Genomic DNA, 15,529 nt, shown 5'->3' with positions numbered 1-15,529 from the left:
AGGGGCAACCGTCAGGGCCGAGTCGGCGGGGCCGCGGGCCACGGCGGCGGCCACCGCTTCCACGTCGGAGGAGGTCAGGAAGGGGCTCGTGCACTGGATGAGGAGGACCACGTCCACCGTCACCGAGTGCAGTTCCTCGAAGGCGTCGAGCGCGTGGAGCACGGCGGCTTCGCTGCTCGCGGTGTCGCCGGAGATGGCGGTGGGACGGCGGACCACGCCGGCGCCGGCGGCCTCGGCCGCGTCGGCGATCGCCTCGGCGTCGGTGGAGACCACCACGTCGGTGACGGTCGGCGCGGCCAGGGCGGCCCGCACGGCGCGGGCGACGAGCGGAATCCCGGCGACCTCGGCCAGGTTCTTGCCCGGCACGCCCTTGGATCCTCCCCGGGCGGGGACGACGGCCAGGACGCGGGGCGCCCGGCCGGCGGTGTCGGAGGCGTCGGCGGCGTCGGCGGCGGCGGCGGCGGCCGCGTCGGTGTAGGCGGCCGCGTCGGTGTCGGTGCCGGCGGCGCGGAGTTCACGGGCGGACCCGTCGGTCTGGTTCACAGCTCCCCCATGCGGCGGATGAGCGGGGCCACGCGCTGGACCCCGTGTCGGTACACCCCGCGGGCGGCGTCGCGCAGGTGTGCGCGGAGCCGGCGGCGCAGCCGCGACTCCCCCGCGCCGTCCCGGACGGCGCCGGGCAGCGGGGTTCCGTCGGGTGCGAGGTGATGGCGGGCGAGGATCCCGGGCAGGTACCGGGGGGCGGTGGTCAGCGTGTAGTACGGGTCCACGGGCGGAAGTTGGGGCAGCTCCAGCAGCTCCCCGAGCCGCGCGCGGGCGGCGCCGAAGGCGTCGCCGCCGCAGGTACCCGATACGTCGGCGGAGCCCGCGCCGCCCACCCCGGGCGCACCGGCGGCAGGCGCGTCGGCGAAGCCCTCCCCGCCCGCGCGGGGCGCGCCGGGCGCGGGCGCCGGGTTCCGGTCCGCCGCGCCTGAGGCCCCACCGGGCACATCCAGCCTCGCCGGCGAGGCTGAAAATGGCCCGCGGACCGGGGCAACGCCCTGGGCGGTCAGCCAGGCCGGGTTGCCCTGCGGCAGCAGCCCGGCGTCCAGTTGGTCCCACGAGGCCAGGCAGCCCGAGCCGAGGAAGTGGTGGTTTCCCAGCGCCTCGCGGATGCCGAGGTCGGTCAGGACGGCCGTCGGGATGCCCCGGTGCAGGGACTCCAGCGCGGCGGTCGAGGACACGGTGACCAGCAGGTCGGTGCCGTCCAGGACCTCGCCCATGTTCCCGTACGCCAGGCGGCAGTTGGCGGGGAGTCCGCCGGGGAGCCGCTCGGCGAGCCGCTGGTACGGCTGCTCCTCCAGGTGCGTGGTGTGCTCCCCGGGCCGGCTGCGCAGCTTGACCAGCACCTCCCGGTCGGGGTGCAGCCGGGCGTGTCCGGCGGCCCGTTCCAGCAGGTAGGCGCGGTCGGCGCGGCTCTCGGGCACCGAGGGCTGCACGGCGAAGACCACCGTGTGGGCCCGGCTCCCGGCCGGCTCGTACGGCGCCCCGTCGAGGAAGGGCAGCACGGTCTCGGTGACGGCGCCCGCGTCCGCGCCCACCCCCTCGTACACGGCGCGGAAGCGTTCCGCGTCGTGGCGGGAGTTGGCGAGGACGAGGTCGGCTCCGTGCCGCAGCAGCAGGCCGTCGGCGAGCTTCTCGTACACGACGCCCACGTATCCGGTGACGAGGACCGGGCGGGCGGCCGGGTCGGGCCACAGGGCGCGGACGCCGTGCAGAACGGCCTGGACGGCCCCGCCGACGAGGGCGAGGACGACCACGTCGTACTGCTCGCGCTCGATGTCCGCGAGGAACTCCGCGCAGGTCACCTCGGTCAGCCGGTCGGCCTGGACACCCACCTCGCCGAGCTGGCGCGCGGTGGGGGTGGCCCGGCCGCGCAGCAGGTATCCGGTGAGCCGGTTGCCGGGCGCGAGGCGGCGGGCGGTGAGGGCGCCCCATTTCCATCGCGTATCCGAATCGGCGAGTACGGCGACCCTGAGGGAACTGCGAGGGGCGGAGCGTTGCGCTGATCGATTGCTGACTGACACGCGGCAGAAGCTATTCCGCAATTTCGGTGATCGGCCCAACGACTGCACAACAGCGGGTTAACAACCCGTCTACGCCGTGCGAATCCGCACGGGTTAACTCGCCCGCCCCGCTTCGTTCACATGGAATACGTATGCGGGCCATGGTGAATGCCGGACAACGGCCTAACGTCTCGCAGGTGTTCAAGCTCTCTGTTGTCGTGCCGTTCTACAACGTGCAGACATATGCGCCGGATGCCCTGAAAAGTCTCGAACTCAACGCTCGGGACGACTTCGAGTTCCTGCTCGTCGACGACCGCTCGACGGACGGGACTCCCGACCTGCTGGAACGGGCGGCCCGGGAACTGCCAGGCGCGGTGCACCTGCGCCACGACCGGAACGGCGGCCTGGCCACCGCCCGCAACACCGGTCTGGACGCGGCCAGGGGCGAGTACATCGCCTTCATGGACGGAGACGACTGGCTGGCACCGGGCCACCTTGCCCGTATGGTGGCCGCCATCGAGGCCCTGAACTGCGATTTCATCCGCAATGACCACGTCAAGGTCACCAATAGGGCGCGCTCCGTGCAGCGCGTCCCCTTCGGTGCGCACGGGGTCGTCGCCGATCCGCGCTCCGGAATCCTGCCCGCCGACCGGGCCACCTCCGTGGACTACCCGTACGCCTGGGCCGGCATGTACCACCGGCGGCTGCTGGACCAGGGACTGCTGCACTTCACCGACGGGCTGCGGACGGCGGAGGACCGGCCGTGGATCTGGCGGCTGCACCGGGAGGCGAAGTCCTTCGCGGCCGTCGGAATGCCCGGAATCTTCTACCGACGCGGGGTTTCCACCTCGTTGACGCAGATCGGCGACGAGCGTCAGCTCGATTTCATGCGTGCATTCGATCAGGTGATTTCGGAAACGGCCGACGACCGGGAATCCGACCTCCTGCTCCCGAAAGCCGTCCGCACCTATTGCGCGATCATCGCCCACCACAACGGGTCCCTTGAAAGGTTCGAACCGGCCGTGGCCAAGAAACTCCGTTCGATGAGCGCGGCCGCGCTCGGACGCATGCCCCAGGACGTGCTGGACCAGGCGCTGGCCTCGATGGACGCCGACCGCTCCGCCCTGCTGCGCCGGCTCCGCCGCCGCACCCCGTCGGGAGCGGCCGCGTGAGCCTGACCCAGATCTTCATCGGCTCCACCCTCTACGGGACGGCCACGCTCGCCGCGGCCGTGGACGCCGGCAGCTTCCCGGCCGCCGACCGCCGGATCCTGCTGACGAGCAACCACGCGCTCGCGGCCGAGATCAGCCCGCGGCTGGCCGACATGCCGGGCTTCGCCACGCTGAGCACCCGCTTCGACGAGGTGCTCGACTGGAACGCCGTCATCGAGCCGCAGCACCCGAGCTCCTGGTCCCCGCGCGCGGACGACGTCCCGCTGTGGGAGCGGTACCTGCGGACGCTGTGGGGCCTCGGCGACGACCGGGTCGAGCTGATCGTGGAGTCCCTCCAGGTACCGCCCGCGCAGAGCCTGTGCCAGCTGTTCCCCGGCGCCGCCGTGGACGTCTACGCCGACGGGCTGATGAGTTACGGGCCCACGCGCGTCCGGCTCGACCCGCAGATCGGGATGCGGGTGCGGCGGGTGCTGCACCTGGACCTCGTACCGGGGCTGGAGCCGCTGCTGCTCACGGAGTTCGGCGTACCGGCGGAGCTGGTGCCGACCGACGAGTTCCTGAAGGTCCTGGCCGAACTGGCCGCGACGGCTCCCGCCGATGCCGTGGAACCGGCCACGGACCGCGAGGAGGCCCCGGCGCTGCTGCTGGGCCAGTACCTCTCCGCGCTGGACCTGATCACCCCCGCCCAGGAGGAGGAGCTGCACGCCGAGATGGTGCGCGGCGCGTACGCCCTGGGCCACCGGGAGCTGGTCTTCAAACCGCACCCCAGCGCCCCGGCCGTGTACTCCCGCCGGGCCGAGGCCGAGGCCGAGCGGCTGGGCGCCCGCCTGACCGTGCTGGACACCCCGGTACTGGCCGAGGTGCTGTACCAGCAGGTCCGCCCGGCCCTGGTGGTCGGCTGCTTCTCCACCGGGCTGCTGACGGCGGCCACTCTGTTCGGGCTGCCCGTCGCCCGCGCCGGGACGAAGACCCTGCTGGCCCGCCTCACCCCGTACCAGAACAGCAACCGGGTCCCCCTGACCGTGGTGGACGCGCTGCTCCCCGACCTGGCCGACACCGAGGCCGTGCGCGGCTGGGCCGCCCCCGGCCCGGAGGAGGTGCGCTCGCGGCTGGGCGGCCTGCTGACCGCCGTCGGTTTCGCGATGCAGCCGCGGATCCTGCACGAGCACCGCGCGGCGGCCGAGGACTACCTGACCCGCCACCTGGACACCCGTACCCGGCGCTACTTCAACCGGCGCCGCCTGGCGAGCCAGGGCCTGCCGGGCGGAGTCCCGGCGCGCCTCGCCTTCCTCGTCAAGAACCCGTCCGTGCGGCGCGCGGTCCGCCAGGTCCGCCGGGTCCGCCGCCTGCGGGGCAAGCGATGACCGCCACGGCCATACCGGCCCCGCGCACCGGAGCCGCGCCGGCTCCGAAGGCCGGCCCGGACCGGCTCCGGGCTCTGGACGGGCTGCGGCTGCTGGCCGCCCTCATGGTCTGCGGCTACCACTACGGCGGCCGCGGCGGGGAGGTGGCCAAGGCCTGGGGCACCTCGCCGAACAAGCTGTTCCCCGAGGCCTCGACGTGGCTGGCGTACGGCCCGCTGGGCGTGCAGATCTTCTTCGTCATCAGCGGATTCGTGATCTGCATGAGCGCCCAGGGGCGTACGGTCCGCCAGTTCGCGGCCTCCCGCGTGGGGCGCCTCTACCCCGCGTACTGGGTGGCGGTCGTGCTGGTCGCGGTGGCCGTGGAGACGGTCTCGCCCTCGGACTTCCTGCTCAACCTGACGATGGTCCACCAGCCGCTGGGCGCCGAGCGGGTGCTCGGGGTGGACTGGACGCTCTGGGTGGAGCTGCGCTTCTACGTGCTGTTCGCGCTCTGCGTGATCCTGCCGGGCGGCGGACGCCGCCGGACCCTGATGTTCTGCGGGGTCTGGACGGTCGCGGCGGTCCTCGCCGATGTCGCCGACCCCTCGGGCAAGGGGTTCCTCAGCCAGGCCCTGATGCCCCAGTACGCGCCGTTCTTCATCGGCGGCGTCGCCCTGTACCTGGTGCACCGCGACCACCGCGACAAGCTCGCCTGGGCGCTGGCCCTGACCGGCTGGCTGATCGGGCAGCACTACGCGGTGGCGGGGCTGTGGCACGCGCCGAACCCGAAGTTCTTCTCGTACCGCAGCTCGCTGGTGATCATCGCGATCGTCACGGCCGGCTTCGCGCTGGTCGCCCTGATCGCCCTCGGCAAGCTCGGCTGGGCCCGCTGGAAGTGGCTGACCGTCGCGGGGGCCCTGACGTATCCGTTCTACCTGGTCCACGAACACCTGGGCTGGGTGGTCATCGAGGCCCTGCACCGGCGGGCGGGCCTGTCGGCCCCGGTCACCTTCGCCCTGACGGTGGTGTTCATGCTGTGCCTGGCCTGGGCGATCCACCGCCTGGTGGAACGCCCCTTCGGGCCGAGGCTGCGGGGGCTCCTCAGCTGACGGCGAGCTTGGCGGCGAAGCCGAGGAACAGGACGCCCGCCGCCGAGGTCGCCCCCGCCGACAGCCGCTTGCGGCGGCGGAAGGCCGCCGACAGCCGGGCGCCGCTGAATATCAGCGTGCTCAGATACAGGAAGCTGGTCAGCTGTCCGATCGTGCCGAGCACCAGGAAGGAGACCGCCGGGTAGGCGTATCCGGGGTCCACGAACTGCACGAAGAACGACAGGAGGAAGAGGATCGCCTTCGGGTTCAGCAGGCTGATCACCAGCGCCCGCCGGTACGGCCGCTCCCCGGCCGCGCCCGGCAGTTCCACGGCGGTCGCCGACTCCTCCTCGCGGGCCTCGCGGGCCGCGCGGTCCCGCCACATGCCCCAGGCCGCGCGCATCATCCCGACCGCGAGCCACGCCAGATAGCCGGCGCCCAGCACCTTCACGACGCCGAACAGCAGCGGGCTGGCCCGCAGCAGCGCTCCGGCGCCGACCGCGGCCAGCGTCATGAGCACGGCGTCCCCGGTGAACACGCCGCAGGCGGCCCGGTAGCCCTCCCGCACCCCGCGCCGGGAGGCCACGGAGAGCACGTAGAGGGAGTTCGGTCCCGGCAGCAGCACGATCAGCACCAGCGCGGCGAGATAGGTCGGAAGATCGGTCACACCCAGCATGTGCAGGAGTGTCGCACAGGGTTGCTCCTGTCGTGGATCGAATTTCACCAGGTGGACGCGACCGGCTCGTACGTCCCCCACACCTCCCGCAGCGCCCCGCAGACCTCCCCCACCGTGGCCCGCGCGCGCAGGGCCTCCTTCATCGGGTAGAGCACGTTGTCCGTCCCGGCCGCCGCCTCCCGCAGCGCCGCCAGGCCGGCGGCCACCGCGGCCGCGTCCCGCCGCGCCCGCAGGGCGGCCAGCGCCTCGCGCTGGCGGGTCTCGATCGCCGGGTCCACCCGCAGCGGTTCGTACGGCTCCTCTTCCGCGAGCGCGAACCGGTTGACCCCGACCACCACCCGCTCCCCGCTCTCCTGCTCCCGCGCGATCCGGTAGGCGTTGTGCTCGATCTCCCCCTTCTGGAACCCCTCCTCGATCGCGGCGACCGCCCCGCCCAGGTCCTCGACCCGCTCCATCAGCCGGACCGCCGCCGCCTCCAGCTCGTCCGTCATGCGTTCCACCACGTACGAGCCCGCGAAGGGGTCCACGGTGTGCGGCACGTCCGTCTCGTACGCCAGCACCTGCTGGGTCCGCAGGGCGAGCCGCGCGGCCTTCTCCGTCGGCAGCGCGATCGCCTCGTCGAAGGAGTTGGTGTGCAGTGACTGGGTTCCGCCCAGAACGGCGGCCAGCCCCTGCACGGCCACCCGTACGAGATTGAGCTCGGGCTGCTGCGCCGTCAGCTGGACCCCGGCGGTCTGGGTGTGGAACCGCAGCATCAGCGACTTCGGGTCCCGCGCCCCGAACTCCTCCCGCATGACGCGGGCCCAGATCCGCCGCGCGGCCCGGAATTTCGCGACTTCCTCCAGCAGCGTGGTGCGGGCCACGAAGAAGAACGACAGCCGGGGCGCGAACTCGTCCACGGCCATCCCCGCGTCGATGGCCGTACGGACGTACGCGATCGCGTCGGAGAGGGTGAAGGCCACCTCCTGCGCGGGCGAGGCCCCGGCCTCGGCCATGTGGTAGCCGGAGATGGAGATGGTGTTCCACTTGGGGATCTCGGCCCGGCAGTAGCGGAAGGTGTCGGCGGTCAGCCGGAGCGAGGGCCCGGGCGGGAAGATGTACGTCCCGCGCGCGATGTACTCCTTCAGGACGTCGTTCTGGATCGTCCCCGTCAGCCGGTCGCCCGCGATCCCGTGTTCCTCCGCGACCAGCTGGTACAGCAGCAGGAGCAGGGCGGCCGGCGCGTTGATGGTCATCGACGTGGAGACCCGGTCGAGGGGGATCCCGTCGAACAGCACCCGCATGTCCTCGACCGAGTCGATCGCGACGCCGACCTTGCCGACCTCCCCGTGCGCGAGCGGGGCGTCGGAGTCGTGCCCCATCTGCGTCGGCAGGTCGAAGGCGACGGACAGCCCGGTGCCGCCGCCCGCGATGAGCTGCCGGTAGCGGGCGTTGGACTCGGTGGCCGTGCCGAAGCCCGCGTACTGGCGCATGGTCCACGGCCGGCCGGTGTACATCGTGGGATAGACCCCCCGCGTGAAGGGATATGACCCGGGTTCACCCAGTTTGGTGGCCGGGTCCCAGTCCGTCAGGTCCTCGGGCCCGTAGACGGGTTCGATCGGGATTCCGCTCTCGGTGTTCGCCATCTGACCGTGGACCTCCGGGGAGCCGCCTGGCCCGGGACCGGTACGACTCCGCCGGCCACGGGCTCCTGGTCACAATGGCGCAACATCGGACGGCCGGGTGCAACTCTCCACGCCCGCCAGGCATCACCTAGGTACACGACATCGGAAAAATGGGGGGACTGACATGCACCGCCAGAGAGTAATAGTCCGCACGCTCGGGGTGGCCACCGCCGTCGCGCTCGCCGCGACCGCCTGCGGGCCGCAGAAGGCGGAGAACGCCGGCTCCGCCTCCTCGGCTCCCTCCGTGTCCACGGCGGTCACTTCCCCCGAGACCTCCCCCTCCCCGGACGACAAGCCCGGCGGTGACCCCTCGCAGTCGCCGTCGCCGTCGCCGTCCGCCTCGAAGTCCGCTTCCGCGTCCGCCTCGCCGTCCCCGTCCGCCTCGCCCTCGGTCAAGCCGATCATGGCGAACGGCGACGAGAGCGAGCAGGTGCGCGAGCTCCAGGCCCGCCTGAAGCAGCTCAAGCTGATGAGCGTCGCCCCCACCGGCTTCTACGGGTCGAAGACGACGGCCGCGGTCAAGGTCTTCCAGGCGAAGAACAAGGTCCCCGCCACCGGTTCGGTGGACGCCGGGACCTGGCAGAAGATCCAGAACCTGACCAAGAAGCCCACCCCCGCCGAACTGCGCCCGCCGACCGTCAACGAGGTGGACGCGCCGGACCCGCGCTGTATGGAGGGCCGGGTCATGTGCATCAGCAAGGAGAGCCGCACCCTCGCCTGGATGATCGACGGCAAGGTCATCTCCACGATGGACGTCCGCTTCGGCTCGGAGAACACCCCGACCCGCGAGGGCGTGTTCAACGTGGGCTGGAAGGCCAAGGAGTGGACGTCGACGATCTACCACACGCCCATGCCGTACGCGATGTTCTTCAGCGGTGGCCAGGCGGTGCACTACTCGGCGGACTTCGCGGCCCGCGGCTACAACGGCGCCTCGCACGGCTGCGTGAACGTCCGGGACAAGGGCAAGCTGTCGAAGCTGTTCGACGAGGTGAAGGTCGGCGACAAGGTCGTCGTCTACTGGTGAGTTAGGGGCGCGGGCAGGGCCGGGGGAACGTGCCCCGCCCGCGCCGGTTGCGCAGAGCCCAGGGGTACGGGGGGAACCCCGGCTCATGCGCGGCCGATGACCAGTCGGCTCGATATGTACTGCGCCGGCGACGCGGAAAGTGTTACAGCCGTGTGCACCGGGCCGCCGAGTCCCGTTACGGGAGGCTGCGGAAGAGGAGCGATCCGGCCGAGGCGGCCGGGGTCGGGACCTGGAGGATGTCGCTCCCGGCGCCGCCGGAGGAGCCCGTGCCGCCGGAGCCGGCGGAGCCCCCCGAAGTGTCGCTCTCGCGTGCCCCGTCCAGCAGCGCCTCGCAGTACTTCGCGATCCGCGCGGCCCCGCGGGCCAGTTTCGTCAGGCGCTCGCGCCGGTCGTCGTTGAGCCGCCCCATGCGGTAGTCCTCGCACAGGTCCGCGGCCTTGACCGTGCTCTCCCGGTCCGGATCGCGGTCGCGGTCCTTGGCGCCGTCGCGGAACTTGTCCGGGGTGGCGTCCTTGCCGGTACCGCCGACGGACGCCGGCTCCGAGGAGTTCCCGGTGTCGGCTCCCGAGGACGTACCCCCGTCCGCGCCGGCCGTGGGCGAGGAGCCGGCGGAGCCCGCGCCCTCGCCGCCGAACGGCGAGGTGGGGCGCAGCTGCGGCGATCGCAGCGGCTGCGCGCCGTCGCCGTCCCGCGTCGACTCCGGATGCGGGCCGGAGCTCACGGACACCGACGGCAGCGGCCCGGCCGAGGCGTTGAGGGTCTGGTCCAGCAGCCCGGTTCCCGCGGCGGCGGCCAGCCCGCCGACGGCGACGCTCGCCAGTGCGGCCGCGAGCCCGAACCGTACGGTCGTGCTCCGCCGGGGCGGGCGTACGAAGACCGTCTGGGAGCCGCGGGCCAGTTCCACCAGGGGGGCGGGGGCGTAGGGCGTCGCCTCGGCGGCCTCGGGCCGGATCCCGCCGTGCGCCGCGCGGAACGCGGCCAGGGCGGCGGCCTCGCCGGGCAGTTCGGGGCCGGCGGCGGGGTGCGGGGCGCTCGGGGCGAGGGCGTCGAGGGCGGCCCGGAGGCGGGCGGCCTCGGCCTGGGCAAGCGGATCGGCGACAGGTGCGACCGACTCGCCGCGCAGCAGTCGGTCCGCCGCGGCCTCGTCCAGCCACCTGTTGCGCTCGTCGGCCATCACATGTCCTTCTGCGTCCGCCAACGTGAATGCGTCACACCGGTTTGTTCTACGAGGCTCCCGCCACGACCGCGCTGCGCGGGCACGGCGTCGAGATCCCTCTCGCCGTCGCCGTCCCGTGACTGGTCTCCGGACCGTCCACCGGACTGGCCACCGGCATTATGGCCGACTTCCGGGCCGGTACCGGAAGCCCCCTCCGCACTCAGCTCGCTGCCGATCAGCTCCGCCAGCCTCTTCAGGCCCCGGTGGGCCGCCGTGCGGACGGCGCCCGGCCGCTTCCCGAGGGTCTCGGCCGCGCTCTTGGCGTCGAGTCCGACGACCACGCGCAGCACCACGGCCTCGGCCTGGTCCTGCGGAAGCCGGGCTATCAGCGCCATGGTCCGGCCGGTGGAGAGGGACTCCATCGCGAGGCCGGCCGTATCGCTGTCGGAGGCGTGGCCGGTGAGTTCGGTCTCGTCGCCGCCGATGGCGGGGCGGCGGCCGCGCATGCGGATGTGATCGAGCGCACGGTTGCGGGCGATGCGGGCGGCCCAGCCCCGGAAGCGGTCCGCGTCTCCGGTGAAGGAGTCGAGGTCGCGGGCGATCTGCAGCCAGGCCTCGGAGGTCACGTCCTCCGCGTCGCCGTCGCCGACGAGCGTGCGTACGTATCCGAGCAGGCGTGGGTGCACGGCTCGGTACACAGTACGGAACGCGTTCTCGTCGCCGTGCTGTGCCGCGAGCACGGCGGCGGTCAGCTCCGCGTCGTCCCCCAGCAAAGTCCCCAACCCGTTCACTGTCCTGTACGTGTGGCGCAAATCAGCACGTTACGGCTTTCAGGCACGTCTCGTCCACGCGTTGTACAACCAGCAACCAATCCTGCGCGGAGCGGGGTGTGACACAAAACGCACCGAGGGCGCTGACAGGGGTACGGGCTTGTCGCACGAGTCCGTGACGGATGGCGACCGGGGCCTCTCCTGTGGGGGGTGGCGGCCTCGGTCGTCCTCCCCTCCTCGTTCCCGGCGCTCCCGTGGCTCCGGTCGTTCCCGTCGCTCCCGCGTATCGCCCGTTCGGGGGGCTCGGCCAGTTCACACATGCCGCGCATCATCCTTTCGGCTCACTTCCGGGTGAAAACCTCGAATGGGTGGGGCACACCCGGCCGAGCATCGATAGCGTGGCGGCACACCCGCGCCGCGCACCGAGGAGCCCCCCGCTGTCCAGCCACCTTCCGGCACAGGTCTTTGGGGGTACCTCCCTGGGGGCCGGCCACGGCTCCGGGCTGCCGCGGTTCAACGCCCTGCCGCACGAAGACGCCACCGCCATCCTGCTGCACTGCTGCGGCAGCCGGCGCTGGGCCCACCGGGTCGCCGCCCACCGCCCCTACCCCGACCTCCCCGCCCTGCTGGCGGCCGCCGACGAGGCCTCGTACGACCTCTCCCAGCCGGATCTCACCGAGGCGCTGAGAGCCGAGTTCCCCACGGAACTCGGTCACGGGGCACCGTACGCCGCGCTGCTCGCGCTCGACGCCGCCCACCAGGAGTACCAGCGCACTTTCGGCCACGTCTTCGTCATGTGCCTGGCCGGACACCCCCCGGAGGAGCGGGCGGACCAGCTGCTGGGCGCGATCCGCCGCCGGATGACGCACGAGGTTGACGAGGAGCGGGCGATCTCGGCGGACGAGCTGCGCCGCCTCGCGCAGGCCCGACTCGCCGATCTGATGGACCGACTGCCGGGACTGCTGGACCGGGCCACCCCGCACGATGGGCTGTTCGCGGCGGATTTCGGGCTATTTTCCCCTGTGGGATAGCCCGTCCGTGCCTGTTTGATCACACCGATGGACCCCGGGCGAAGGAACCGACAAAGCGTCGCTACGATGTCCGGGGCCGGTGGACCGTACCCGGCCGGGCCCGACCGACAACGAAGCCGGCTGGCCCCCGCCCCGCTTCCGGAGGGTTTTCCGTGCCGGCTGGAACGTTGTACCGCGGCCGGGAAGGAATGTGGTCCTGGGTGGCTCATCGAGTCACCGGCGTCCTCATCTTCTTCTTCCTGTTCGTACACGTCCTCGACACCGCTCTCGTCCGCGTCTCTCCCGAGGCGTACGACGATGTCGTGGCTACCTATAAGAATCCGATCGTCGCGCTGCTGGAGTACGGCCTCGTCGCCGCAATCCTCTTCCACGCGCTCAACGGTCTCCGTGTCATCGCCGTGGACTTCTGGTCCAAGGGCCCGCGCTACCAGAAGACGATGCTCTGGACTGTCGTCGCCATCTGGATCGCGCTGATGATCCCGGCCATGATTCCCGTCCTCGGCCACGCGGCCGACCAGATCTGGGGGAAGTGACACGCATGTCTTCTGACACTTCTTCCGCCGCCGTGGAGAGCGTGAGCCTCTACGACGTCGACAACCCCGCCCCGTACATCGAGGCCCCGCGCAAGCGCACCGGCAAGACGCCGCGCTCGACCCGCGGCAACTTCGAGATGGTCGCGTGGCTCTTCATGCGCCTGTCGGGCATCGTCCTCGTGGTCCTGGTCATCGGCCACCTGCTGATCCAGCTGGTGCTGGACGGCGGCGTCTCCAAGATCGGCTTCGCCTTCGTGGCGGGCCGGTGGGCGTCCCCGTTCTGGCAGGCCTGGGACCTGCTGATGCTGTGGCTGGCCATGCTGCACGGCGCCAACGGTCTGCGTACCGTCATCAACGACTACGCGGAGCGCGCCAACACGCGGCTGTGGCTGAAGGGCCTGCTCTACACCGCCACGGTGTTCACCATCCTTCTGGGCACGCTGGTGATCTTCACCTTCGACCCGAACATCCGCTAGGCAACGGGGCTGAGGCGAAACCAATGAAGATCCACAAGTACGACACCGTCATCGTCGGCGCGGGCGGCGCGGGCATGCGCGCCGCCATCGAGGCGACGAAGCGCAGCCGCACCGCCGTGCTGACGAAGCTGTACCCCACCCGCTCCCACACGGGCGCCGCGCAGGGCGGCATGGCCGCCGCGCTGGCCAACGTGGAGGACGACAACTGGGAGTGGCACACCTTCGACACGGTCAAGGGCGGTGACTACCTGGTCGACCAGGACGCCGCCGAGATCCTGGCGAAGGAGGCCATCGACGCGGTCCTCGACCTGGAGAAGATGGGCCTGCCGTTCAACCGCACCCCGGACGGCACCATCGACCAGCGCCGCTTCGGCGGTCACTCCCGCAACCACGGTGAGGCGCCGGTCCGCCGGTCCTGCTACGCCGCGGACCGCACCGGCCACATGATCCTCCAGACGCTGTACCAGAACTGCGTCAAGGAGGGCGTGGAGTTCTTCAACGAGTTCTACGTCCTGGACCAGCTCCTGGTCGAGGAGGACGGCGTCAAGAAGTCGGCCGGCGTGGTCGCGTACGAGCTCGCCACCGGCGAGATCCACGTGTTCCAGGCGAAGTCCGTCATCTACGCCTCCGGCGGCACCGGCAAGTTCTTCAAGGTGACCTCCAACGCGCACACCCTCACGGGTGACGGCCAGGCGGCCTGCTACCGCCGCGGCCTGCCGCTGGAGGACATGGAGTTCTTCCAGTTCCACCCGACGGGCATCTGGCGCATGGGCATCCTGCTGACGGAGGGCGCCCGCGGTGAGGGCGGCATCCTCCGCAACAAGGACGGCGAGCGCTTCATGGAGAAGTACGCGCCGGTCATGAAGGACCTCGCGTCCCGTGACGTCGTCTCGCGCTCCATCTACACCGAGATCCGTGAGGGCCGCGGCTGCGGTCCCGCCGGTGACCACGTGTACCTGGACCTGACGCACCTGCCGCCGGAGCAGCTGGACGCCAAGCTCCCGGACATCACCGAGTTCGCCCGTACGTACCTCGGCATCGAGCCGTACACGGACCCGATCCCGATCCAGCCCACCGCGCACTACGCCATGGGCGGCATCCCGACCAACGTCGAGGGTGAGGTCCTGGCGGACAACACCACCGTCGTCCCCGGCCTGTACGCGGCCGGCGAGGTCGCGTGCGTGTCGGTGCACGGCGCGAACCGCCTGGGCACCAACTCGCTGCTGGACATCAACGTCTTCGGCAAGCGCTCGGGCATCGCGGCGGCCGCGTACGCGCACGAGAACGACTACGTCGAGCTGCCGGAGAACCCGGCGCAGCAGGTCATCGACCTCGTCGAGCAGCTGCGCAACTCCACGGGCAAGGAGCGGGTCGCGGAGCTGCGCCTGGAGCTCCAGGAGACGATGGACGCGTGCGTGATGGTGTTCCGTACGGAGCAGACCATCAAGACCGCGGTCGAGAAGATCGCGGAGCTGCGCGCGCGCTACAAGAACGTGTCCGTCCAGGACAAGGGCAAGCGCTTCAACACGGACCTGCTGGAGGCCATCGAGCTGGGCAACCTGCTCGACCTGGCCGAGGTCATGGCCGTGTCCGCGCTCGCGCGCAAGGAGTCCCGCGGCGGTCACTACCGCGAGGACTACCCGAACCGCGACGACGTCAACTTCATGCGCCACACCATGGCGTACCGCGAGGTGGACGGGAACGGCACGGACTCGGTCCGGCTGGACTACAAGCCCGTCGTCGTCACCCGCTACCAGCCGATGGAGCGTAAGTACTGATGGGAACCCCGACCCTGTCCAAGACGGACAAGACGGACAAGATGGAGGCCGCGGCGTCGCCCTTCATCACGGTCACGTTCCGGATCCGCCGCTTCAACCCCGAGATCTCGGACGAGCCGCAGTGGCAGGACTTCCAGATCGAGATCGACCCGAAGGAGCGCGTGCTCGACGGTCTCCACAAGATCAAGTGGGACCTCGACGGCACGCTGACCTTCCGTCGCTCGTGCGCGCACGGCATCTGCGGCTCCGACGCGATGCGGATCAACGGCAAGAACAGGCTCGCCTGCAAGACGCTGATCAAGGACATCAACCCGGAGAAGCCGATCACGGTCGAGGCGATCAAGGGCCTCACGGTGATGAAGGACCTTGTCGTCGACATGGAGCCCTTCTTCCAGGCGTACCGCGACGTCATGCCGTTCCTGGTCACCACGGGCAACGAGCCGACGCGCGAGCGTCGGCAGTCCGCCGAGGACCGCGAGCGCTTCGACGACACGACGAAGTGCATCCTGTGCGCGGCCTGCACCTCCTCCTGCCCGGTGTTCTGGAACGACGGCCAGTACTTCGGCCCGGCGGCGATCGTCAACGCGCACCGCTTCATCTTCGACAGCCGTGACGAGGCGGGCGAGCAGCGTCTCGAAATCCTCAACGACAAGGACGGCGTGTGGCGCTGCCGCACGACGTTCAACTGCACCGACGCGTGCCCGCGTGGCATCGAGGTCACGAAGGCCATCCAGGAAGTCAAGCGCGCCCTGATCACGCGCCGCTTCTAGTTC

Annotated in this window: 14 protein-coding genes and 1 pseudogene; 9 read left to right on the top strand and 6 right to left on the bottom strand. The window is 71.2% G+C overall.

The window, feature by feature from the left end:
* Nucleotides 1-36: 36 nt before the first annotated feature.
* Both MTF65_RS10295 and MTF65_RS10290 read right to left on the bottom strand, forming a co-directional pair.
* A pseudogene (locus MTF65_RS10295) lies at nucleotides 37-543 on the bottom strand (cytidylyltransferase domain-containing protein); the annotation flags it as partial.
* Nucleotides 540-2,066, bottom strand: a complete 1,527-nt coding sequence (locus MTF65_RS10290; protein WP_243628245.1) for a DUF6716 putative glycosyltransferase — start codon at nucleotides 2,064-2,066, stop codon at nucleotides 540-542. The pseudogene MTF65_RS10295 and the gene MTF65_RS10290, both read right to left, overlap by 4 nt.
* A 176-nt stretch (nucleotides 2,067-2,242) precedes the next feature.
* On the opposite strand from MTF65_RS10290, the gene MTF65_RS10285 reads away from it, so the two are divergent.
* From MTF65_RS10285 to MTF65_RS10275, 3 genes are read left to right on the top strand one after another with little or no spacing between them, the layout of a single operon-like run.
* The gene (locus tag MTF65_RS10285; protein ID WP_243628244.1) at nucleotides 2,243-3,217 is read left to right on the top strand and encodes a glycosyltransferase family 2 protein; all 975 of its coding nucleotides are present in this window, start codon (nucleotides 2,243-2,245) and stop codon (nucleotides 3,215-3,217) included.
* A gap of 2 nt (nucleotides 3,218-3,219) precedes the next feature.
* Nucleotides 3,220-4,581 (top strand): alpha-2,8-polysialyltransferase family protein, encoded by a 1,362-nt coding sequence (locus MTF65_RS10280; protein WP_243628650.1) that lies wholly within the window; start codon nucleotides 3,220-3,222, stop codon nucleotides 4,579-4,581.
* Nucleotides 4,578-5,669 (top strand): acyltransferase, encoded by a 1,092-nt coding sequence (locus MTF65_RS10275; protein ID WP_243628243.1) that lies wholly within the window; start codon nucleotides 4,578-4,580, stop codon nucleotides 5,667-5,669. The genes MTF65_RS10280 and MTF65_RS10275 overlap by 4 nt, the downstream gene beginning before the upstream one ends.
* Here the strand turns inward: MTF65_RS10275 and leuE are convergent.
* Complete coding sequence (gene leuE / locus MTF65_RS10270; RefSeq protein ID WP_243628242.1) at nucleotides 5,662-6,324, bottom strand: leucine efflux protein LeuE; 663 nt, start codon at nucleotides 6,322-6,324, stop codon at nucleotides 5,662-5,664. The two genes, MTF65_RS10275 and leuE, sit on opposite strands and share 8 nt — an antisense overlap.
* A gap of 44 nt (nucleotides 6,325-6,368) precedes the next feature.
* The gene (locus MTF65_RS10265) at nucleotides 6,369-7,949 is read right to left on the bottom strand and encodes a methylmalonyl-CoA mutase (RefSeq protein ID WP_243628241.1); all 1,581 of its coding nucleotides are present in this window, start codon (nucleotides 7,947-7,949) and stop codon (nucleotides 6,369-6,371) included.
* 163 nt (nucleotides 7,950-8,112) lie between these two features.
* On the opposite strand from MTF65_RS10265, the gene MTF65_RS10260 reads away from it, so the two are divergent.
* Nucleotides 8,113-9,012, top strand: coding sequence for a L,D-transpeptidase family protein (locus MTF65_RS10260; RefSeq protein ID WP_243628240.1), 900 nt, complete (start codon nucleotides 8,113-8,115; stop codon nucleotides 9,010-9,012).
* Between the two features lie 175 nt (nucleotides 9,013-9,187).
* Here MTF65_RS10260 and MTF65_RS10255 read toward each other — a convergent pair whose 3' ends face one another.
* Both MTF65_RS10255 and MTF65_RS10250 read right to left on the bottom strand, forming a co-directional pair.
* Nucleotides 9,188-10,186 carry a hypothetical protein gene (locus tag MTF65_RS10255; RefSeq protein WP_243628239.1) on the bottom strand — a complete coding sequence of 333 codons (999 nt, stop codon included), beginning with the start codon at nucleotides 10,184-10,186 and terminating at the stop codon, nucleotides 9,188-9,190.
* Nucleotides 10,186-10,941: an RNA polymerase sigma factor gene (locus MTF65_RS10250; protein WP_243628649.1), complete on the bottom strand. Its 756-nt coding sequence runs from the start codon at nucleotides 10,939-10,941 to the stop codon at nucleotides 10,186-10,188. Before MTF65_RS10250 ends, MTF65_RS10255 begins: the two co-directional genes overlap by 1 nt.
* 395 nt (nucleotides 10,942-11,336) lie before the next feature.
* Between MTF65_RS10250 and MTF65_RS10245 the strand changes: the two genes are divergently transcribed.
* From MTF65_RS10245 to MTF65_RS10225, 5 genes are all read left to right on the top strand, one after another.
* A complete protein-coding gene (locus tag MTF65_RS10245; protein WP_374207195.1) occupies nucleotides 11,337-11,969 on the top strand; it encodes a 2-oxo-4-hydroxy-4-carboxy-5-ureidoimidazoline decarboxylase in 633 nt (210 codons plus the stop codon).
* A gap of 152 nt (nucleotides 11,970-12,121) precedes the next feature.
* Complete coding sequence (gene sdhC, locus MTF65_RS10240) at nucleotides 12,122-12,502, top strand: succinate dehydrogenase, cytochrome b556 subunit (protein ID WP_308407135.1); 381 nt, start codon at nucleotides 12,122-12,124, stop codon at nucleotides 12,500-12,502.
* Nucleotides 12,503-12,507: 5 nt separating this feature from the next.
* Complete coding sequence (locus MTF65_RS10235) at nucleotides 12,508-12,978, top strand: succinate dehydrogenase hydrophobic membrane anchor subunit (RefSeq protein ID WP_243628238.1); 471 nt, start codon at nucleotides 12,508-12,510, stop codon at nucleotides 12,976-12,978.
* A gap of 23 nt (nucleotides 12,979-13,001) precedes the next feature.
* Nucleotides 13,002-14,756 (top strand): succinate dehydrogenase flavoprotein subunit, encoded by a 1,755-nt coding sequence (gene sdhA, locus MTF65_RS10230; RefSeq protein WP_243628237.1) that lies wholly within the window; start codon nucleotides 13,002-13,004, stop codon nucleotides 14,754-14,756.
* A complete protein-coding gene (locus tag MTF65_RS10225) occupies nucleotides 14,756-15,526 on the top strand; it encodes a succinate dehydrogenase iron-sulfur subunit (RefSeq protein ID WP_243628236.1) in 771 nt (256 codons plus the stop codon). The genes sdhA and MTF65_RS10225 overlap by 1 nt, the downstream gene beginning before the upstream one ends.
* Nucleotides 15,527-15,529 lie beyond the last annotated feature (3 nt).

The sequence above is a fragment of the Streptomyces sp. APSN-46.1 genome (assembly GCF_022815725.1).
Taxonomy (GTDB): domain Bacteria; phylum Actinomycetota; class Actinomycetes; order Streptomycetales; family Streptomycetaceae; genus Streptomyces.
Note: the sequence above shows the minus strand (reverse complement) of the source record. Positions and strands in the feature narration are given on the sequence as shown.

What these genes read in the sequence shown, in the direction of transcription:
- leuE (WP_243628242.1), bottom strand. Translation starts at nt 6,324, where the DNA reads ATGCTGGGTGTGACCGATCTTCCGACCTATCTCGCCGCGCTGGTGCTG.
- MTF65_RS10265 (WP_243628241.1), bottom strand. Translation starts at nt 7,949, where the DNA reads ATGGCGAACACCGAGAGCGGAATCCCGATCGAACCCGTCTACGGGCCC.
- MTF65_RS10260 (WP_243628240.1), top strand. Translation starts at nt 8,113, where the DNA reads ATGCACCGCCAGAGAGTAATAGTCCGCACGCTCGGGGTGGCCACCGCC.
- MTF65_RS10225 (WP_243628236.1), top strand. Translation starts at nt 14,756, where the DNA reads ATGGGAACCCCGACCCTGTCCAAGACGGACAAGACGGACAAGATGGAG.
- MTF65_RS10275 (WP_243628243.1), top strand. Translation starts at nt 4,578, where the DNA reads ATGACCGCCACGGCCATACCGGCCCCGCGCACCGGAGCCGCGCCGGCT.
- MTF65_RS10235 (WP_243628238.1), top strand. Translation starts at nt 12,508, where the DNA reads ATGTCTTCTGACACTTCTTCCGCCGCCGTGGAGAGCGTGAGCCTCTAC.
- sdhA (WP_243628237.1), top strand. Translation starts at nt 13,002, where the DNA reads ATGAAGATCCACAAGTACGACACCGTCATCGTCGGCGCGGGCGGCGCG.
- MTF65_RS10255 (WP_243628239.1), bottom strand. Translation starts at nt 10,186, where the DNA reads ATGGCCGACGAGCGCAACAGGTGGCTGGACGAGGCCGCGGCGGACCGA.